Annotated in this window: 14 protein-coding genes; 10 read left to right on the top strand and 4 right to left on the bottom strand. The window is 38.1% G+C overall.

Annotated features, from left to right (window positions below; translation table 11 throughout):
* Window positions 1–36: 36 nt before the first annotated feature.
* The 8 genes from H7T99_RS03430 (at window position 37) to H7T99_RS03395 (ending at window position 13,393) form a co-directional block, all read left to right on the top strand.
* The gene (locus H7T99_RS03430) at window positions 37–1,110 is read left to right on the top strand and encodes a DNA methyltransferase (protein ID WP_260313869.1); all 1,074 of its coding nucleotides are present in this window, start codon (window positions 37–39) and stop codon (window positions 1,108–1,110) included.
* A 3-nt stretch (window positions 1,111–1,113) separates the two neighbouring features.
* On the top strand, window positions 1,114–3,750 hold the full coding sequence (locus H7T99_RS03425) for a DEAD/DEAH box helicase family protein (protein ID WP_201035949.1): 2,637 nt from the start codon (window positions 1,114–1,116) through the stop codon (window positions 3,748–3,750).
* Window positions 3,751–3,770: 20 nt separating this feature from the next.
* Window positions 3,771–6,356, top strand: a complete 2,586-nt coding sequence (locus tag H7T99_RS03420; protein ID WP_201035948.1) for a TrlF family AAA-like ATPase — start codon at window positions 3,771–3,773, stop codon at window positions 6,354–6,356.
* A gap of 104 nt (window positions 6,357–6,460) precedes the next feature.
* A complete protein-coding gene (gene ligA, locus H7T99_RS03415) occupies window positions 6,461–8,419 on the top strand; it encodes an NAD-dependent DNA ligase LigA (protein ID WP_201035947.1) in 1,959 nt (652 codons plus the stop codon).
* Between the two features lie 9 nt (window positions 8,420–8,428).
* Entirely contained in the window at window positions 8,429–9,442 is a 1,014-nt protein-coding gene (locus H7T99_RS03410) for a diacylglycerol kinase (RefSeq protein ID WP_037602836.1), read from the top strand.
* 530 nt (window positions 9,443–9,972) lie between these two features.
* Window positions 9,973–10,590 carry a hypothetical protein gene (locus H7T99_RS10555; RefSeq protein ID WP_229103926.1) on the top strand — a complete coding sequence of 206 codons (618 nt, stop codon included), beginning with the start codon at window positions 9,973–9,975 and terminating at the stop codon, window positions 10,588–10,590.
* A 78-nt stretch (window positions 10,591–10,668) separates the two neighbouring features.
* Window positions 10,669–11,658: a helix-turn-helix transcriptional regulator gene (locus H7T99_RS03400; protein WP_037602839.1), complete on the top strand. Its 990-nt coding sequence runs from the start codon at window positions 10,669–10,671 to the stop codon at window positions 11,656–11,658.
* Window positions 11,659–11,764: 106 nt separating this feature from the next.
* Window positions 11,765–13,393 carry a hypothetical protein gene (locus H7T99_RS03395; RefSeq protein WP_037602841.1) on the top strand — a complete coding sequence of 543 codons (1,629 nt, stop codon included), beginning with the start codon at window positions 11,765–11,767 and terminating at the stop codon, window positions 13,391–13,393.
* A gap of 37 nt (window positions 13,394–13,430) precedes the next feature.
* Here the strand turns inward: H7T99_RS03395 and H7T99_RS03390 are convergent, their stop codons facing one another.
* Together H7T99_RS03390 and H7T99_RS03385 are read right to left on the bottom strand one after the other, a co-directional pair.
* On the bottom strand, window positions 13,431–13,910 hold the full coding sequence (locus H7T99_RS03390; RefSeq protein ID WP_037602844.1) for a QueT transporter family protein: 480 nt from the start codon (window positions 13,908–13,910) through the stop codon (window positions 13,431–13,433).
* A gap of 72 nt (window positions 13,911–13,982) precedes the next feature.
* Window positions 13,983–14,810 carry an exodeoxyribonuclease III gene (locus H7T99_RS03385; protein WP_002884246.1) on the bottom strand — a complete coding sequence of 276 codons (828 nt, stop codon included), beginning with the start codon at window positions 14,808–14,810 and terminating at the stop codon, window positions 13,983–13,985.
* Window positions 14,811–15,358: 548 nt separating this feature from the next.
* On the opposite strand from H7T99_RS03385, the gene H7T99_RS03380 reads away from it, so the two are divergent.
* Both H7T99_RS03380 and H7T99_RS03375 read left to right on the top strand, forming a co-directional pair.
* The gene (locus H7T99_RS03380) at window positions 15,359–16,408 is read left to right on the top strand and encodes an LLM class flavin-dependent oxidoreductase (protein ID WP_002884530.1); all 1,050 of its coding nucleotides are present in this window, start codon (window positions 15,359–15,361) and stop codon (window positions 16,406–16,408) included.
* A gap of 95 nt (window positions 16,409–16,503) precedes the next feature.
* On the top strand, window positions 16,504–17,256 hold the full coding sequence (locus tag H7T99_RS03375) for a DUF4767 domain-containing protein (protein ID WP_002884666.1): 753 nt from the start codon (window positions 16,504–16,506) through the stop codon (window positions 17,254–17,256).
* An 82-nt stretch (window positions 17,257–17,338) separates the two neighbouring features.
* Here H7T99_RS03375 and tehB read toward each other — a convergent pair whose 3' ends face one another.
* Together tehB and H7T99_RS03365 are read right to left on the bottom strand one after the other, a co-directional pair.
* Window positions 17,339–18,217 carry an SAM-dependent methyltransferase TehB gene (gene tehB / locus H7T99_RS03370; protein ID WP_002884191.1) on the bottom strand — a complete coding sequence of 293 codons (879 nt, stop codon included), beginning with the start codon at window positions 18,215–18,217 and terminating at the stop codon, window positions 17,339–17,341.
* Window positions 18,218–18,996: 779 nt separating this feature from the next.
* A complete protein-coding gene (locus H7T99_RS03365; RefSeq protein WP_037602846.1) occupies window positions 18,997–20,319 on the bottom strand; it encodes a matrixin family metalloprotease in 1,323 nt (440 codons plus the stop codon).
* Window positions 20,320–20,435: the final 116 nt, after the last annotated feature.

The following is a 20,435-nucleotide window of genomic DNA, read 5'->3' as shown; positions in this document are numbered from 1 at the left end:
GTTTAGCTTACAGAACTGCTTGTGAAGCTCTAGAGGATGAGTTCGAGTAAATGTTGCACTTATTCTTGCAATTTATCTTATAAAAAAAATTCTTTAAAAATAAATCCACAATATACAGCAAAACAAAAATGGGATACACATTACAACGCCATTTTAATTAGCGAAGATGGGAAGCTAAAACCCAAAAAATTACTTGAACACTTAATTGAACATAAAGTTTTAGATCCAAAGGAAAAAATTACTGAAAATAGTTGGGGTAATGAAAAATTTAGGAATTTTTGTATTGAAAATATGAATTTTATTTATCGGATAGTTAATTCAATTTCAGAAAGCTTAAAACAAGAAAGCTTAAAACAAAAAGATACCGTTATTGTAAAAAATAATGATGGAGATATTACTTATGCCTTGAATGGAAAACGCCTTTCAACATTAAATAAAACTATCTTAAATATGAATGGAAAAATGGAGTTAGTACAATTATTAGGTGATTTATGGGGCGATATAGATTTTCAAAATACTCAAAATGAAGGTGGTGTCAGTTTTCCAACAGGAAAAAAACCAGAAGCCTTGTTGCGCCGAATAATTGATATGACAACAAAAGAGGGTGACGTTGTCCTAGATTACCATTTAGGTAGCGGTACAACCGCTGCCGTTGCCCACAAAATGAATCGCCAATATATCGGTATTGAACAAATGAGTTATATTGAAACGCTCGCTGTTGAACGCTTAAAAAAAGTGATTGAAGGCGAGCGAGGTGGTATTTCCAAAGCTGTGAGTTGGACTGGTGGCGGTAGTTTTGTTTACGCTGAACTTAAAAATGACGCCCAAGACTTCAAAAATGCTATTTCCGAAGCGACAACAACAGAAGAACTTCTGGAGTTATTTGAAATGGCGAAAAAGTCATCCTTCTTGTCTTATCGTATTGACCCTAAAAAATTAAAACAGACTGACTTTGAACTACTTTCATTAGCAGAACAAAAGCAAATACTATCTGAAATTATAGATAACAATAATCTCTACGTGAATTACTCTGATATTGATGATAGGGACTATGGGATTTCAGATGAGGATAAAAAGCTCAATCACGCTTTCTACGGAAAGGAACAGTAAGCCATGCCTTTCATTTACGAAACCTATGACACCGTCAGTCGCTCTGGCTTCAAAAACTTTCGAGTAGATTTGCCAGATTACATTACTAATAACCTGAAGCACTCTTTACGTCCTTATCAAGAGGAAGCAATTGGACGGTATTTATATTATAAAACCGATGAAAATCGTGCTATTCCAGAGCAAGTTCTCTACAATATGGCGACTGGTTCTGGAAAGACACTTTTGATGGCAGCAGTCATTTTGGAAAAGTATCACCAAGGCGAGCGGAATTTCATCTTCTTTGTCAATAACGACAATATTCTGACGAAAACTAAGGATAATTTCTTGGAGAGTGCTTCTGGAAAGTATCTCTTTGCGGAGAAGATTGTCATGGACGGGCAAATCGTGACAGTTCGTGAAGTGACGGATCTTTCAGATAGCTGTGGCGACAGCATCAATATCGTTTTTACCACCATCCAAAAACTTCACCAAGATTTGAACACCCCTCGAGAAAATTGCCTTTCATATGAACAGTTCAAGGATATTTCCGTAGTTATGCTGGCAGATGAAGCCCATCACTTGAACGCTGGACTGAATACAAACGAGAAAAAAGACAACACTAGCTGGACGGCTACCATTGAAGCTATCCAGGAAACCGCTAAAAAATCCAGTATTTTTGAGTTTACGGCAACGATTGATCTAACCAATCCAACCCTAGCTCAAAAGTACGAAAAATCCTTGCTTTTCAAATATGATTTGAAGGAGTTTCGACTGGACAAGTATTCGAAAGACGTTCTCTTTCATCTGGTGGATGGCGAAGTCAAAAATCGCATGCTGCAGGCTATTATTATCAGCCAATACCGCAAGAAAATAGCGCTAAAAAATGGCATCAATCTGAAACCTTTGGTCATGTTCAAATCGCAGAAGATTGCTGAGAGCCAAGAAAATTTGGACGAATTTTTGAATTTGCTGGAAAATCTTGTACCTGCTGATATTCTAGCCCAGCGAAAACTAGTTTCAGAAATGGATGAAAAATCCAGTATCTTAAAAAAAGCGTTTGCTTTCTTCGAAACAGCTAGTATTTCTGATGCTGACTTGATTGCAGAGCTTCAGGAAGATTTTCGACAAGAACGCTTGCTATTAGTGGACGGAAAAAACAAGAACAAAGACAGCCTCACTCTCCTCAATACATTGGAACAACCGACAAATGAAATCCGTGCGATTTTTGCCGTGGATATGTTGAATGAAGGCTGGGACGTTCTCAATCTTTTCGATATTGTCCGACTTTATGACACCCGTGATGGAAAGACCACAAGAAACGGATTTATTGCTGGAAAAACCACCAATACCGAGAAGCAGTTGATTGGCCGTGGTGCCCGTTATTATCCTTTTGTGATTGGAGATAATTTTGATGAAAAATACACTCGAAAGTTTGATGAGAATGAAAACAACGAACTTCGAGTGATTGAACAACTTCATTATCATTCTGCGAACAACCCTCGCTATATTTCAGAACTCAAGCAAGTCTTGCGTGAATCTGGGATTTATGATGACCAAAATCTGGAAGAACGTGAGCTCAAGCTTAAGGACTCTTTCAAAAAAACTCGAACCTATACAGATGGCGTCGTTTGGATGAATAAACGCCTCTCTTATGAGCAACTACTTGAACAACGTCAAGGAAGTCTGTTTGATACAAATTTCATTCCTAAATCTTTCGAAGTTAAACTCCCAACCAACGGAGTGCGAGATATCGAGGCATTTGATGAAGGAAATTATGTTTCAGATTCATTAGAGGCAATTACCTTCAAATTTGGCAAAGTTATCAGCAACAATATTGTCAGAACGGCTATCAATCGCAATAGAAAGTTCTCGTTCGATAATCTACAGAAAGCTTTTGTAGGATTGCCAAATGTTGCTGGATTTATCGATATGCTTTCAGATATTGATATTCGAGTGGAGTCAAAGTATAAACGAGTGAATGATTTAACTCCAGACAACAAACTTTATATTACTGAAAAGCTTCTCCATTATATTGAAAAAGATTTGATTGCGACCGAGGAGCGTTTCTTTGGTTCAGAGAAATTTGAACAGTACAAAATTAAGGATCTCTTTGAAGATAATATTTTGCGGAAATATACTATTAATCACCAAAGTCAGGCAGAGTTCGGTTTGTCCCAGAAAAATTCAGCCGAGACACAATATTTCGAGGACTTGGATAATCTAAATTGGTATGCTTACAACGACAACTTTGGTACAAGCGAAGAAAAACTTCTCGTTCGCCTGGTTAAGGATTTAATGGTTGAACTTGAGGAAAAATGGACGGATATTTACTTGCTTCGAAACGAAAAAGCTGTGAGAATTTATAGTTTTGACAAAGGACAGGCTTTTGAACCAGATTTTCTCATGTTTGCTAACGACAAGAAAACGGGTAATGTTTCTTGGCAGATTTTCATTGAACCAAAAGGTAGTCAATTCTTGGATTCGAATAATACTTTCAAAAATAGTAAGGAAGGCTGGAAACAAGAGTTCTTGCGTCAAATCTCTGAGCGAGACGAGGCAAGAACCTTGGTTGATGATGACCGTTATCGCATTGTTGGCTTGCCGTTCTTTAATGATGCGGTAAGTAAGGATGAGGTTAAGGAAACTCTGAGAATCTTATAGAACTATGTATAGAGGTTATTATGACAGTTAATAGAGGTTCGGAATTTAGAAAATGGGACTTACATATACATTCACCATATACGATATTGAATAATAATTTTGAACATTTGGCAGATGGTAGTCCCGATATTAAACAGTTTATCAAGAAACTTAAGGATGAGGGGATTTCAGCAGTTGGTTTAACTAATTATTTCAATTTTAAAGATGAAGATTTTATATTGAAGGATAAGCTAAATTCTGAAGGTATTGTTACATTTTTAAACCTTGAGGTTAGACTCACTAATACGAATAATTCAAATCAGTTTTTTGATTATCATGTTATTTTTGACAATAGTATAGAAAATCAAATTATCAAAAATTTGTTAGCCAATTTAAAGGCAAAAATTGGTAACACTGATAAATCCTTTAATAGGTTGACCAAGAGTGAAATCGATAATTCGGCAAGTGTCCCTTTTAATAGCCTTATATCTACTCTGGAAGGTGATGAAGAATTAAATGGCAGATATTTAAAAGGATTTTTGTCGAGGGGACACGGGAATGCGAGAGTGAAACTTAGTTCTATCTATGAAGATGTTTGTCGAAATTCAGACTTCATACTTCATTCTAGCTGTGATAATCCTGACGACTGTCAAGATACTAATTGTTCTCATGATAATACTTTCAAAGATAGAAAGTACTGGCTGAATCATTCAAAATATGTTAAACCCTTACTCCAATCTTCAGACGCTCATTCATTAGAGCAAATAGGAACGAAATATTCTTGGATCAAGGCTGATTTAACCTTTGATGGATTAAGACAGATAAAATATGAACCTAAATATCGTATTAGTTTATCAAAAGAAAAGCCATTACTTGAAAAAGATGAGCTTGTGATTGATAGAATTGGTTATCCAGGAGAAGAAATTTATCTATCTGAAAATCTAAATGCTATTATCGGAGGTCGGTCTACGGGAAAATCAACATTATTAAATTCGATTGCTAAAAAATTAGGGAATAGTATAGATGAGGGAAGCTATTATTTTGAAGACTTAGCAAATTTTCATGTTGTTTGGAGAGATGGCAAAGAGGATGATTCTAGAAAAATTCATTACATACCTCAAGAGTTTATGTTTTCTCTAGCTAAAGATAATAGCAAACTGAAGGAGTTGGTTAGAGATATAATACAATCCAAGGGAATGGATTCGCCAATAAAAGAATATGACCAAAAGTGTAGTAACTTACAAAGTGAAATTCGACATTTATTCCATGAGTATAGGGAGACTAAGCGTTCACAGAATGAATTAGTTAAGCCTGAAGAAGAAAAACAGTCGACTTTAGATAGAATTAAAATCTACGAAGACAAAAAGCAAAAATTATTAAAAAATGGTTCTATAACCGATATTGAGCGAGAATCATTCGATAAAATGAATGAGGAGTTAAAAATAAATGTATTGAAAAAAACTTCTCATCAGTCTGATTTGAATTATATAGGTGAATTATTTATATCGGATGTAGAGCTTTGTTATGATAGATTTGATGAACCTTCTGAATTTCTCCAAAATGAGTTGGACATTATTGTTGAATCTTTGAATAAAAATATACAGAAAGAATTCAAAGATAAAATAGAAAAACTTAAGTCTAACGTAGCTGAAACAATTCATAGTATTGAGGAAAAGATAGATACTATAAAAAATGACAAGTTATTTCAGAAGTGTACTCAATATTTAGAGAGTAATAAGGAAGTTGTCAAGCTAGATGCGTCAATTAAGTCGGAAAATGAAATTCTATCTAAGATTGATAAATTTAATAGTAGATTAAAATCCCTTACTGATAAAGAAAATAGAATTAAAAATGATATTATCCTAAAGTATAAACAATATTCAATTTTTAGAACAGAACTGCAAGATTCTTTTGATATATCAGAGAAAGATGATTTAAAGATAACTATCAATTTTTCATTAAATGATTTACATTCTGAGTTTGATTATATCAATGCTAGAGGCCACGCTAAACAGGATTTTATTGATAATTTGGAAGAGAATTTTGATACCGTAGTTGATAAGATTTTTGAAGACGACACCTTAACTTTTAATGGTAATAGAGATAAGTTATCTCATATTGAGTATTTTTTCGGCAAAAATTTTTATTCTTATCGTTTTGACATAGAGTATCAGAAGGATAAATTTGAACAAATGTCACCCGGCAAGAAAGCATTTATTGTTCTGAAACTGATTTTAGATTTCTCAGATAGTAAAATTCCAGTCTTAATCGACCAGCCAGAAGATAGTTTGGATAACCGTGCTATTTATAATGAACTGACGGCATATATAAAAAAGACGAAATTAAATCGTCAGATTATTCTTGTTACTCATAATCCTAATATTGTTGTTGCAGGAGATTGTGAGAATGTTATTGTTGCAAATCAAGAATCGGATGTTTCCAAAAATAAAAACGGTAAAGTCTTCGATTATGTAAGTGGTGCCTTGGAAAGTATAGTCAAGGACGAGAAAAGCCAATTTTTACTGCAGAGATATAGCATCAAAGAACACGTTTGTGATATTCTCGAAGGAGGTCGAATAGCTTTCCTTAAAAGAGAAAGTAAATATGACTTACAAGAAGAGTTATAATCTATCAAAGTTAAAACGCCCTTTTATAGGGCGTTTTAATGAGTTATAGGTATAGTTTATAATGGTTATTTGGACTGCTGTCTGCTCTGTGATATAATGTTTCTATGGAAAAACGAATGAAAGAGCTGGTTGTTAAACTTAATCAGTATGCAAAAGAGTATTATACGGAAGATAATCCATCAGTGTCAGATGCCGAGTATGATAAACTTTATCGTGAGCTTGTAGCTTTGGAGGCTGAATATCCAGAACTTGTTCAAGCAGATAGTCCAACACATCGTGTGGGAGGGCTAGTACTTGATGGTTTTGAAAAATATCAATATGAGTATCCGCTTTATAGTTTGCAGGATGCTTTTTCACGAGAAGAGCTAGATGCCTTTGATAAGAGGGTTAAGGACGAATTTCCTAATGCTGATTATATGGCTGAACTCAAAATCGATGGGCTTTCTATCTCGTTGACCTATGTGGATGGTATTCTTCAGGTAGGTGCGACACGTGGTGATGGTTCTGTAGGTGAGAATATCACTGAAAATGTCAAGCGTATCTCAGATATTCCTTTGAAGTTGGACCAACCTCTTAATATTACGGTGCGTGGGGAGTGTTACCTGCCACGGGCTGAGTTTGAACGCATCAACATCCAACGCCAGGAAAATGGTGAGGCCGAATTTGCCAATCCACGTAATGCTGCAGCAGGAACTCTTCGTCAATTAGATACCAAAGTGGTTGCAGAGCGTCGTTTGGCGACTTTCCTTTATCAGGAAGCTAGTCCAACGGAGCGTCTAACACAAAATGATGTCTTAAATGAAGTGGCAGAACTCGGTTTCTCTGTTAATCCACGACGCATTGTCACATCATCGATGGATGAGATTTGGGACTTTATTCAAGCTGTTGGAGAAGATCGTGATCACTTGGCCTATGACATTGATGGTGTTGTCATCAAAGTCAATAGTTTGGCTATGCAAGAAGAACTCGGTTTTACAGTCAAGGCGCCACGTTGGGCTATTGCTTATAAATTCCCGGCTGAGGAAAAGGAAGCAGAGCTTCTCTCAGTGGACTGGCAGGTAGGTCGTACGGGTGTAGTAACGCCGACTGCTAATTTGACTCCAGTGCAATTAGCGGGGACAACGGTTAGTCGAGCTACCCTTCATAATGTGGATTATATTGCTGAAAAAGACATTCGTATCGGGGATACCGTTATTGTCTACAAAGCTGGTGATATTATCCCTGCAGTACTTCGTGTAGTAGAAAGCAAGCGTACAACGCAAGAACCGATGGAAGTACCGACGCAATGTCCATCTTGTGGCAGTGGTCTCTTACATTTTGAAGATGAAGTTGCCCTACGTTGTATTAATCCTTCTTGTCCTGCTCAGATTAAGGAAGGCCTCATCCATTTTGCCTCTCGTGATGCCATGAACATCGCAGGTATGGGACCTTCAGTGGTTGAAAAGCTCTTTAAAGCTGAATTGGTTAAAGATGTGGCTGATATCTATGGCTTGAACAGTCAGGATTTCCTTCAATTGGAAGGTTTCAAGGAAAAGTCGGCTGAAAAACTTTACGCAGCCATTCAAGCATCAAAAGAAAATTCTGCAGAGAAATTGCTCTATGGCTTGGGTATTCGTCATGTTGGCGCCAAAGTTAGTAAGCAGTTGCTAGAAGCTTTTAGCAGTATACAAGAGTTAGCCAGTGCAGATGTCGAGGCTATTGCTGCTGTAGATGGTTTAGGAGAGGTTATTGCCAAGTCCATCCAGCGCTATTTTGCTAAGGAGGAGGCTCAGGTTCTTATGAAAGAACTGGAATCCTATGGCGTTAATTTGTCCTATCTTGGACAAAAGGTGGCAGATGATGCTATCTTATCTGGTAAGACAGTTGTTTTGACAGGAAAATTGGAGCATCTTAAACGTAGTGAAGCAAAGGCAAAACTAGAAGCTCTGGGTGCTAAGGTGACAGGTTCTGTCTCTAAGAAAACAGATTTAGTAGTTGCTGGTAGTGATGCCGGAAGTAAGTTGGAAAAAGCACAAAGCCTAGGAATTGAAGTAAAAGATGAGGCTTGGTTGCTGGATTTATAGGAGTTCAATATGAAACAAAAACGTGCCCGCTTAATTTATAATCCAACATCTGGACAAGAAATTATGAAAAAAAATGTTGCCGAGGTCTTGGATATTCTGGAAGGTGCTGGCTTTGAAGCGTCAGCCTTTCAAACAACACCAGATGAGAACTCAGCAAAAAATGAGGCCACTCGTGCGGCCAAAGCAGGCTTTGACTTAGTTATTGCTGCTGGTGGCGATGGTACAATCAATGAGGTTGTTTCTGGGGTTGCCCCGCTTAAAAAACGCCCACAAATGGCGGTTATTCCAACGGGAACGACAAATGACTTTGCACGCGCCTTGAAGATTCCAAGAGGAAATCCTGTTGAAGCAGCCAAGGTTATCGCTAAAAATCAGACCCTTCAGATGGATATTGGCCGTGCCTATGATGACAAATACTTCATCAATATTGCGGCTGCTGGTTCCTTTACGGAACTAACCTATAGTGTACCTAGTCGCTTAAAGACAGTACTTGGTTATTTGGCCTACCTTGTTAAGGGGGCAGAGTTGCTACCACAAGTTAAGAAGGTTCCTGTTCGTATTACGCATGATGAGGGTGTCTTTGAAGGTGGTCTTTCCATGATTTTCGTTGCCTTGACCAATTCAGTTGGTGGCTTTGAAACGATTGCCCCAGATGCTAAACTGGATGATGGTAAATTTACTCTAATCATGGTTAAGACAGCTAACCTCTTTGAATTGGTTGACCTCATTCGTCAAATTCTCCAAGGTGGTAAACACATCTATGACAAGAGAATTTCCTATATCAAAACGAGCTCGCTGTATATTGAGCCTTTAAGTGATGATCGTATGATGATTAACCTCGATGGCGAATACGGTGGTGATGCACCAATTCATCTCCAAAATCTGAAGAATCATATTGAATTTTATGCAAATATTGATGAGATTTCTGATGATGCCATCACTCTTCCAGATACAGATGAATTAGCTCTTGAAGCAATCGCACAAAAATTCAGTACAGAAGCTGAAAAAATTGAGAATGACTAATGTTAAACCTTTAAGCAACCTAAGATAGGTTGCTTTTTTAGTATATTTGTAGAAAATGACGCTTTCATTTGTTACAATAGAAAAAACTGGGAAATTGTTATATAGAATATTTAGAGGAGTAGAGGTTTAATAAAGAGAATGAACATTATTTAAGTGATGATCATCTAAAGAATGGTGATCAGGCTTTCGAGTCGGCTTTTAGTAATAAAGGGCCAGAGTTTGAATCTGCTTTTCAGGAGGAAAAAGCTGAGAAGCGATATTTCTTTTTGACTCTTGCTCTACCACTGATACTCTTAAGTGTGAGCTGAGGCTCGGTCTTGTTATCTTGGAAGTATAAGCCTATAATTGTGTATCTGGCTGTAATTGTGGCATGTTTTGTCCTTGCTATCATTCTCTTTAGAATGGGACAGAAGCTGGGTAGATTTCTCTTCACCGCAATCGTGGTTGGCTTGATTGTGCTATCCTTCTTTGCTACTTTAGGTGGTTCTGTCTATTGAGAAGCTAAGAAGAAATATAGGATAATTCAGCAGGTGTCTCAGTCAGATCTTGATGAGGATAAACCTGATAGCGATGATCCCAAAGACTACGCAGATGAGTCTGCGATTTATAACTGGACGGAAGAAGATTTTGAAAATCTGAAACCCAAGGCGGATACCTTACGTTCGATTATTAAAAGTCATGGTAAGGGCAATTATGTCGAGATGGAGTCTAGTAGTCTCAAGGTGAGATATGACCGTGGAGATGGCAATGAGTATAGTGATCTCTCTTTTGTGAAGGACGAAAAGGGACGCTTTGTCTATGATGGTGGAATAGCGACTTATCCCCTTGATGGCGTCACTGAGGTTGATAATTATAGCAGTAATTGGACGGAAGAGCAGATAAATAGCTTACGTACTAAAGACCAAGACTATCTGGGTCCAGCAACATCCTTGTCTGAGGTAGTGAGGGAACATTCTCAGGCAAAAAGGGCCTGGAGAAGTATCAACGTCCATTCATCAGGAATCATACATAAGTCAGTTGATCTTGATTATACTGATCAGAATAGTCCTATTGAGAAAGCACAATTGTTAAGACTATCTTTTGAGTACAACGAAAAGAAAAAGGACTATTATTTGAGCTATAATTCTGTGGCTCGTCGCCATTGGTAATGGATCATCTATGATAATGAATAACTAGACAGCAATTTTTTAGTAATAAGAGGTTTGATTATAAAGGGGGATTTTATAATGACAGCATCAAAAACCAAACGTCTCTTGTACTTTATGTCCGAATTGGAAAAGGGAAATGACATTTCAAAAACGGATTACCTCGCTCGCTTTGGCATAAGTGAGCGTACGCTTAAAGAGGATGTGAGTGAGCTCAAGGAGAATTTGACTGAACTCCGGCCAAATATGAAGGTTAAGTATTCCAGAAAATACGGTTCCTACCATGCCCAGTATGAACAAGGCTATGGTAACCTTAAATACAATCAGGCAGTTATCCTATCTAAGATTCTTTTAGAGAGTCGAGCTCTTCGAAAGGATGAAGTAGCAGAGATAATCAACATCTTTGTTGAGAGGGCTGTAGACGACAAGGAGCGCAGACGTATCAAGCGATTGACTGAGCTAGAACTGGATAGTTATCAAGAACTTAAGATTTATCAGGAACAAGATAAGTCACTCTTACCAGCTATTTCAGCCATTTTCGATGCCATTGTGGACCAACGTCCATTGTCATTTAGTTACCGTAAGCCAGGAGAAAAAGTGGAGGAATATAAGGTCTTTCCAATTTCAGTCATTTTTGACAACCATTATTTCTACTGTATTTCTTACAAACTGGATGATAACTTTACTTGTGATTATCAGTTCTCTGAAATCCGTTATTTCCGTGTGGATCGTTTCCAGACCATTCATAAATCCGAAAATGATTTGGCTTTCACGCTCAGTCCAGAACAAAAAGACTGTCTTATTACAGATGAGCAGGTGCGTTATCAGGCTTTCTCAATGCTTTCTGGTAACGAGTGGGCTCGAATTACCTTTGAGTATAAAGGACTTTACCGTGATGTCTTGGAATCCGATATTCCAAAACTAAAATTGCTTGAGGAAAGCACTAGTGAGGGTATTGATCAGGTCCGCTATGAGATTGAAACTTTTAGTTTATTAGGTTTTCAAAAGTATATTCAACGCTTTGATGGGGATTTTGTGTTCCTCAAGATTGAAGCAATAGATAACAAATGAAAAAGGCCTTCGGTTATCCGAATGCCTTTTTAAATCTGACAAAAATAGTACAATTGTGTTAAAATAGGAGTACGGAAACGTTATCATTTCCATAAGGAGGGAAAATATGAAAGAAAAGAAAAAAGAAATGCAAAAACAAGTCTTAAGTCTTTTAGGAATCTTGATTTTTGCTTTTGTCAATGTGTTTATCTTTGATAATAAGATGGGCGCTGGTTTTTCTGCCTTCTCAACTATCACCCTGATGAGTATTGGACTTTTGTCTAAGCGCACCAGTCTGCGAGTTTTGGCCATTATTTCCTATCTCATCAATGTGGTAGCAGCCGTTTTTGGCTTCAACTACGTTGGTTTTCTAACAGCAGTTCAAGCCATTGAACTTATCTTCGTTATCTGGTATCTTTACCCACGTGACACGTTTTTGAGGCGAGATACAACTGATAAATACACTTACCGCTATCGTTGGATTCATTTGCTCTTGACGGTTTTAATCTCAATTGGAGGTTATATCGTTTTTACAGTTGTTTCTAGTATTTGGAATGGTTCCTTCCTAGAATATGGTGGGAACACAGCTCTCATCTTTGCCATGCAATATTTACTCTTTTTGAGTATTACCAAGTCAAGGGAAGATGAACCGACCAAGGTTGCTCATTTGTTCCAAAAGGAACGCCGTACTAAGGAAATGAAAGCGGCAATAGAGGCTGAACGCCAAGCCAAAGAAAGAGCACTTGCACAAGCCTTCGAGGTACCTTTAAAGGCACCTAGTCAAACGGCTGCAAAATTTGGTAACAATATGATCAAATTTGCATCTGTCTGGCTTTTGGTGATGGATATGTCCATCTTGGCTTATTTCTTCCGTCCAAATGATGTTGGTTTCGGTTTTGGCGCCTTCTTTGTACTCTTGACCATTGTCTTGTCCTTGATTTTCAAATCTGAGGAAGACAAGGAGGATGTTTTCTCTATCATCTATCACAAGGTCCGTCCGATCCAACCTATTTTCTTCATTTTACTTTTGATTGCCCATGCGCATAAGTTCAGCTACGGTGCTGCTTACGCTCTCTTGTTCTCAGCTGCTTATTTCTTCTGGGCTATTAACAAGATTAATATGAAGACCCTCTTGACCTTTACAGTCATCATTTATTTCTTCCCAGTCTTTGGTTACCTTTCTAACCCATACCGTCTGGGTGCTGAAAACCTTAAGATGGTGGGTGAACTGGTGACAGATCGTGAGAAGTCTAATACCTTCTATCTCGGTCATTATTGGTCACTTCTAGGTCTACAGAGTGATGGTGAATATGAAGGAGTCCCTGCTTCTTGGCAGGCTGCGAAGTTCGCTGATATTCAAACATTATCTGATGATAGTGACATCACTTCAGGTGTCTTCCAAGTGAATAGTCACAATGATTATGATTATGATTTACATTTAACAAATAATAAGGGCACCATTGAGGTCACAACTGGCTCTGGAAAAGATAAGAAAGAATACCAGTTCACTGACTTTGCCAGAACTTATTATCGATATGAAAAATTGAAAAAAACAGATAACCAAAAGCGTTATAAAGATTTTTACAAGGTAGGTACTGTTTCAACTGAGTTGGGAACTTATAATCTTTACCTCGAAATGAATCAAGATTGGGTTGATGAGTATCAAAAAGATCCTACTAATGTTGACTACCGTTTGCTTATCTCTGGTGACAAATTGACACCAAGAGAAGCTTACAAAAAAGCTTTTGATTACTAAAAAATATCTCTGCAATGTGCAGAGATATTTTTGTTTGTCAGTCTTTATATCCTCGTTTAGCCAATTCTCGTACAAGGACAGCTCCCAAAATCGCAGGAACTAATTGTCCCAGGAGAAGATTAATAACGAGAGCAAAATAAGGAAGTTTGAGCAAGGCACTAAGCCAGATTGGTACCACTAAAGCAGGAACGAGTAGGATTGGAAGGATGATGAACCAGCTAGATAACTTGGCTTTACGGATGAGGTAGATGCTATCAGTTGTTAAAAAGCTAGCACAGAAACCACCAACCACGTCAATCAATCCCAAACCTCCAAAAGAGTTTGCGATGGCATTAGCCAGACTAATTGGGAATACCAAAAATGGGAAGATGTAGGTTAATCCATATAAAGCGGTGGCCAGACGCATCTGAACCGCACCAAAGGAAATGGCTTGAGACACAAAGAGGATAGCGATGTAAAGAGCCATCATAATAGCTGACAGAACGAGCTTTTGAGTGGTATTAAGTTTGGTTTTCATAATTTCTCCTTAATTGGGCATAGTAAAAGAGTAGCAGTTCTACTCTTTTTGTGATTTAGGTCTAGAGTTATTTTATAAATCAATCTCTAAGACAATAGGTGTGTGGTCTTGGCGATCACCAGAGTCAATCATGTCTGATTTTGTGACCTTATCGGCAATACGGTTTGAAGTCAACCAGTAGTCGATTCTCCAGCCTGTATTGTTGATTTTAGATGTTTTACTACGTTGGGCCCACCATGTGTAGGCTCCTGTAACGTCGCCATTGAGGTGACGGTAGGTATCGGTGAAACCTTTTGCAAGGAGGTTAGTGAAACCAGCACGTTCTTCATCTGTAAATCCTGGTGAACGACGATTACTTGAAGGATTAGCCAAGTCGATTTCCTTGTGGGCAACATTGTAGTCACCAGTCGCAAGAACTGGTTTCTGAGCGTCCAATTCAGCTAGGTAATCCGCATATTTTTCGTCCCAGATTTGACGTTCAAGCAGACGTTTGAGGCCATCACCAGCATTTGGTGTGTAGACCTGTGTCACAAAGAAATTGTCAAATTCGAGAGTGATGATACGCCCTTCACAGTCCATGGTTGAAGGTGCTCCGATTTCAGGATAGGTAATGACTGGATTCAGTTCTTTTTTATACAAGAACATGGTTCCAGCATAACCTTTACGGGCAGGTTCAACAGATGAACGCCAAGTATTGTCATAGTCAGGGAAGTAGTCTTCCAAGATTTGCAAATGCTTTTTAGTCGGACCTTTAGCAGACAGTTTTGTCTCTTGAATAGCAATGATGTCTGCATTTTCAGCGACCAAGGTGTCGATAACAGCGCGTGATAATTGAGCGCGTGCAGAATCACTAGTAAGGGCGGCATTTAGGGAATCAATATTCCAAGAAATTAATTTCATGTGTACAGTTTCCTTTTTTGAATCTTTCCTTTCTATTGTAGCAGAAAATAAGGTGTCAGGCGAGTTATGGGTTTGATAAGGGAAGCTAGGAGGAGTATACTTATCTTAGATTGAGAGGTACATATTAATGAAAAAGCAATCCTACATTTATTACATGTTTTGGGCTCTCTTGTTGATACAAATCATGCTTACCATCATGACTAGTCTGTCACGGGGAATTATTCTTCCCCTTGCCATTCTTCCAGGGATGAGTCTCTTCTTTCTATTTTACTTAAGGTATCTCTTAGGCTACAACCTTAAGCAATCTCCCTCAGAACCTTTATTTGTTCTTCGTAGATTTGGTCTTGGAACTAGTTTAAATCCTCAAAATCCTCTGGGTTATAAGCTTAGTCTCCTAGTGGTCATGGGTGTTTTAGTTCTTCTTTTCTGCCTAACCCTATTAGCCTTTCTTGGAAAATAGAGTCTTAGGCTTTTTTATTTGTAATTATCACTAATTAGTGATATCGTTATTCTCATAACAAATAAAAGAATCACTGGAGGAATGATTTATGACGATTGAACTTGGCATTTCAACTTTTGGAGAAACAACCCTCCTAGAATCGACTGGAAAAGCTATCTCTCATGACCAACGTATTCGAGAACTCGTTGAAGAGATTGAATTGGCGGATCAAGTTGGACTAGACATTTATGCGATTGGAGAGCATCACCGTGAAGATTTTGCGGTATCGGCACCGGAAATTGTTCTTGCAGCAGGTGCTGTGAATACCAAGAAGATTCGTTTATCTAGTGCAGTAACCATTTTGTCATCTATTGACCCGGTTCGTGTCTATCAGCAGTATGCAACCATTGATGCTCTGTCAAATGGTCGTGCAGAAATCATGGCGGGTAGAGGTTCTTTTGTTGAGAGTTTTCCACTTTTTGGCTATGGTCTTTCAGACTATGATGAACTTTTCAATGAAAAACTAGATATGCTTCTGGAAGTGAAAAAACAAACGAATTTAACTTGGCAAGGTAAGCATACTCAATCTGTTGACAATCGTCCTGTGTATCCGCGAGCAGTCCAAGATGATTTTCCAATATGGGTAGCGACAGGTGGTCACATTGAGTCGACCATTCAAATTGCGGAAAAAGGTCTGCCAATTGCCTATGCTACAATTGGAGGAAATCCAAAGGCCTTTGCAAAATTAGTTGAGGTTTATAAGGAGATAGGTGCTCGAAATGGTTATTCGGATGAACAACTTAAGGTGGCTGCTCATTCTTGGGGTTGGATTGAAGAAAATAATTTCCAAGCGATAGAGAATTATTTTTATCCAACAAAACAAACAGTGGATAACATTGCTAAGGATCGCCCACACTGGTCTGAAATGACTAAAGAGCAGTACTATGCTAGTGTTGGACCAAACGGAGCCATGTTCGTTGGGGACCCTGCTCACGTTGCTCAAAAAATCATTCGTATTATTGAGGATTTACAGCTAAATCGCTTCATGCTTCATCTCCCAATTGGTTCTATGCCGCATGAAGACGTTCTAAAGGCTATTAAACTTTATGGTGAAGAAGTGGCGCCGATTGTTCGTCGTTATTTTGAAAATAAAGGATAATAGGTTGAAGGTAAACCTCAAGTTCTCTCTACTATTGTCATCATCACTGTTCTATGATAGGATGGAAGATAATTGATAAAGAGAAGAGGAAAATTATGCGAAAGCTGTCAGAAGCAGAATGGATAAGTCGTTTTGAGCAAGTTCAAGGGCGGAAACCCAAACCTGATGAACTGCAATTAGCTTATCAGTCTGGCCTTATTGGAATCTCGAAAAATTATAATTATATCTATATTCTTCTGGGAGCTCTAGTAGCAATCGTCGTTGGTATTGGCTTGACTCTAGTCTCTAGTTCAATGAAGAACGTCAAACAGACCAAGTCATCTGCCACAGTGGCTAGCTCGATATTTTCATCGACAGAGAAGGCTAGTGCCACATCAAGTACTTCATTGGCCGGAAATACGAAGACAAGTGAATCTAGCAGTGCAAGTATTGACACACCTGATGCTAACCATGCTAAGGAAGCCTATACTGAAAATCCACGTTGGACCAATGACAAAGCTAGTCAACTTGCTAGTTTGATGGTTTCTTGGGGTAATCAGATGAATCAGCCTGGATACAAAGAAATCACCAATGAGGCTTCTTCTTTGCCTATCCGTTGGATGTCGGACCATAACCAGACTGTGGATGCTACTTATGCTGCAAATGGTAATAGCAGTTCTGAGTATACTATTGTTTCCGTTTACGAGAGATGGGAAAATGTATCAGTTCACCGTTATTTCTTTACCATCAAAAAAGATGGGACTCCCTTTGTTCTTTATTCACCAACTACCAATGGTGGTGTCTATTATGTCAAAGAAACAGAAAATGCAGACCTTAAATCAGGATATGCAGATATTGTAAACAATTAAAAACTAGGAATCCGACTGGGTTCCTACTTTTTACTTTGAAGACAAGTCAAGCTGTGCTCAGCTTGTCTACAGTTATTCGCTCTTATTTAACCTTCTTAGCTAACATGGTTGCAAATTGAAGGGCGATGGGATTGCCATATTCATCCAAACGGTGAAGGTGACCAAGATTTTCATTATACTTGACTAACTCCCAGTCACTATAATAATTTTTCAACTCCCCCTCTTCAAATGTAAATGGGAAAGGCATGGTACAAGGGTGTTCCTCGGTATCCATGGCACAGACAATCAGATTGTAACCACCTACGACAGTACGCTCTTGCATATTCTTGATAATAGCCGGAATTTGATCCGGATCAAGGAACATAAAGACTACTGTTGAGAGGATGAAATCAAAGGTTTCAGACTCAGGAAGAGCAGCAGCATTGATATCGTAGTAGCCAGCTCTAACATTGTAATTTTCCTCATCTGCAATCATTTGGATGCGTTGTGTAGCTTCGTTATTAACATCAACGGCTGTAACATCATGCCCAAGAGATGCCAAATAAAGAGCGTTACGACCGTGACCACAGCCTAGGTCAAGGGTACGACCAGGTTTGATATGGCCAGATTGGACTGCTTCAAGAACCTCGGAGTGGGCCTTAGTATCATACTTTTTAGCCATGTAGTCTTCGGGTTTACAGTAAAAAGAAAGATAGCATTCCAAATCATCTGAAGCAGCAGCGATGCGATGCCAAGCTTGTGGTTCAACAAAAGGAATCTCTGTCTCGGAGGTAAAGAGGTGCTCTGCAGTAACCTCTCCCTCTTCGTCTAATTCGTAGAAGTGAAGAGATCCCGATAGAATGGTCAATTTAGCCCAAGTTCCCACCTTAGTATTGTGTTTTTGCGTCACCATTTCCGGAAGTGTTGTAGCTGTCCAGTTTGGTAAACGTTTGTAGCAAAGAAGTTGCTGATCTATAGTCATTTTATGAGTTCCTTTCAAACGGTATGGCTCTATTATAGCAAAAGTATGGAAAAAGAAAAAAGGCCTAGCCGGGTGAGCTAGACGCTTTTCTTGTGAGAGATCTGATAATCTAGGAATGGGGAAAAGTGTTTGGGGAAGATAGGTATAAATGCTAAGAAGGGTTCCTAGACTATTTAGAAAATGTTTATGAGAACAATAAGTTTTAAATGATAAAACATTTATCTATAACTCATTAGGTCTCTCTTTACATTATCTATTGTACCAAAAAAAATCAGAGAAAATTTACATATTTTTAAAATATGTAAGAAAAAATCATGAACAGTCATTTTCTGATCTTGAATGGTAATTTTGTGAGAATTATTTTGAACGATTACTAATCTACTAGGTTAATATCAAGGCCTATGTGCTTTAGATACAATAAAAAACGCCTAGCTGCTGTTGCTAGACGTTCTTTATTAGGAGAGATCTGGAAATCTAGGAATGGGGGAAAAGTGTTTGGGGAAGATAGGTATAAATGTTAAGAAGGGTTCCTAGACTATTTTTATTCTGTTTATGAGAATAATGAGCTAAAACTAACAAAGTTGAGTTTTCTAACTCATCCGGTCTCTCTTTACATTTTCTATTTTACCAAAAAAAATGGAGAAAACTTTACACATTTTTAAAATATGTAAGAAAAAATCATGAACAGTCATTTTCTGGTCTTGAATGGTCATCTCACTTGTATAAAAAAAACAGAACCTGATAGGTCTGCTTATAAATTATAGTGATGGTGTAAGAACTTAAATCTTGCTATAGAGCTTCTTAACATTGTTAATATCAACTGGTTGGATACTTGTCTTACCACCTTTAGGTTCCATTACAGAGGCAACAGCACTGTTGTGCTCAAGTCCAATTGAGTGGCCTAATTCGTGTTGCGCAGTGTTAAGGAGTTTTCCACCATTCTTTTGATAATAATTGTTTTGAACATGGAAGGTGTTCAAGTAAACAGTAGCATTACTATATTGCTTAGTTGGGAGGTAGTAAGTAGAGTAGGTAACCCCAAGAGGAGCTGCTACATTACCTTCATAACGTTCATCAGCAATGATGTTAGCTTTTTGTTTATCGTTAGTGAGCAAGAAATTAAAGGCACCAGTGTTATTCCAAGAAGTGATAGCTTGTTTGTAGGCATTCACGATTTCAGGATTTTTAGCATTGATGAAGACTGTTGCTTCCTTAGTTGACCAGTGAGGAGTGTCGTAATTCTCTTTTACCAGTTCGTTATTCTTTTGCCATACTTGAGCAATTCGGTCCACTGGTTTAGCAGGTTGGATAGGAGTAGCTTTAGGAGCTGTAGGTTTAGTGACAGTCGTTGTTGGCTTCTTAGGTTGTGTCGTTGTAGAAGGCACTGGCTTGTTTACAACAGTTGTTGGTTTCTTAGGTTGAGTTGTAGATGTTGTAGGTTTGTTAGCGACTGTGGCTGGTTTTTTAGGTTGACTAACAGCAGGAGTTGATTGTTTAGGTTTTGTTGTAGCTGTTGTCGTGGGCTTTGTAGAAGGTGTTAATGGTTTTGGAATATAAGTAGATAGAATCTTATGAACGTTACCATTATTAATTTCTGTTGACACCCATGTAGCACCATCTTTTGACCAGGTTTGTGCTTGAGCGACAGTTTCGGTTTTTGGTTCAGAGTGATTTTCTACAGCCTTATGATTGCTATCTGTATTTGTCGGAATTCTAGTCTCATAGGTTTTGCTACCAGTCTGGCTGTCGACAGTACTGCTAGCTGTTTGACTATCTTGTTTCAATTCCTCAAAAGTCGGAGTATTTGTGGGCGTTTGTTCATAGTCATTTTCATGTGTATGAAGATCATCTACAGAGGTATGTGACACAGTAGTCACAGTAGTAGGTGTTTCACTAGATACACCTGTTTGAGTGATGGTATTGGTATTTGTAGTTGTTTCAAGTTCAGAAAATGTCATAGCCTGGTTAGGATCTGAAACATAGGTTTGATCCGCAGAGGCATGCTGAGGATTTCCCACAAGAAAAGCACTAATGATACCGACAGTTGCAAGGGTTAAGATGGTCTTTGTCTTAGTCCCTTGCGTTTTAAAAGAACGTAACATAACTTTCTCCTTTTTAATATAAAACAAAAACAGTTCTCATGATAACATCTAAAAATGAAGACAAAGTGACAAGTAGATAACAATTGTTTTATAAATGAAATGAGGTGAGTTAAAAA

The sequence above is a fragment of the Streptococcus sp. 17.1 genome, from assembly GCF_016648655.1.
GTDB classification, from domain to species: Bacteria; Bacillota; Bacilli; order Lactobacillales; family Streptococcaceae; genus Streptococcus; species Streptococcus salivarius_E.
Note: the sequence above shows the minus strand (reverse complement) of the source record. Positions and strands in the feature narration are given on the sequence as shown.

What these genes read in the sequence shown, in the direction of transcription:
- H7T99_RS03430 (WP_260313869.1), top strand. Translation starts at nt 37, where the DNA reads ATGAGTTCGAGTAAATGTTGCACTTATTCTTGCAATTTATCTTATAAA.
- H7T99_RS03425 (WP_201035949.1), top strand. Translation starts at nt 1,114, where the DNA reads ATGCCTTTCATTTACGAAACCTATGACACCGTCAGTCGCTCTGGCTTC.
- H7T99_RS03420 (WP_201035948.1), top strand. Translation starts at nt 3,771, where the DNA reads ATGACAGTTAATAGAGGTTCGGAATTTAGAAAATGGGACTTACATATA.
- ligA (WP_201035947.1), top strand. Translation starts at nt 6,461, where the DNA reads ATGGAAAAACGAATGAAAGAGCTGGTTGTTAAACTTAATCAGTATGCA.
- H7T99_RS03410 (WP_037602836.1), top strand. Translation starts at nt 8,429, where the DNA reads ATGAAACAAAAACGTGCCCGCTTAATTTATAATCCAACATCTGGACAA.
- H7T99_RS03400 (WP_037602839.1), top strand. Translation starts at nt 10,669, where the DNA reads ATGACAGCATCAAAAACCAAACGTCTCTTGTACTTTATGTCCGAATTG.
- H7T99_RS03395 (WP_037602841.1), top strand. Translation starts at nt 11,765, where the DNA reads ATGAAAGAAAAGAAAAAAGAAATGCAAAAACAAGTCTTAAGTCTTTTA.
- H7T99_RS03390 (WP_037602844.1), bottom strand. Translation starts at nt 13,910, where the DNA reads ATGAAAACCAAACTTAATACCACTCAAAAGCTCGTTCTGTCAGCTATT.
- H7T99_RS03385 (WP_002884246.1), bottom strand. Translation starts at nt 14,810, where the DNA reads ATGAAATTAATTTCTTGGAATATTGATTCCCTAAATGCCGCCCTTACT.
- H7T99_RS03380 (WP_002884530.1), top strand. Translation starts at nt 15,359, where the DNA reads ATGACGATTGAACTTGGCATTTCAACTTTTGGAGAAACAACCCTCCTA.
- H7T99_RS03375 (WP_002884666.1), top strand. Translation starts at nt 16,504, where the DNA reads ATGCGAAAGCTGTCAGAAGCAGAATGGATAAGTCGTTTTGAGCAAGTT.
- tehB (WP_002884191.1), bottom strand. Translation starts at nt 18,217, where the DNA reads ATGACTATAGATCAGCAACTTCTTTGCTACAAACGTTTACCAAACTGG.
- H7T99_RS03365 (WP_037602846.1), bottom strand. Translation starts at nt 20,319, where the DNA reads ATGTTACGTTCTTTTAAAACGCAAGGGACTAAGACAAAGACCATCTTA.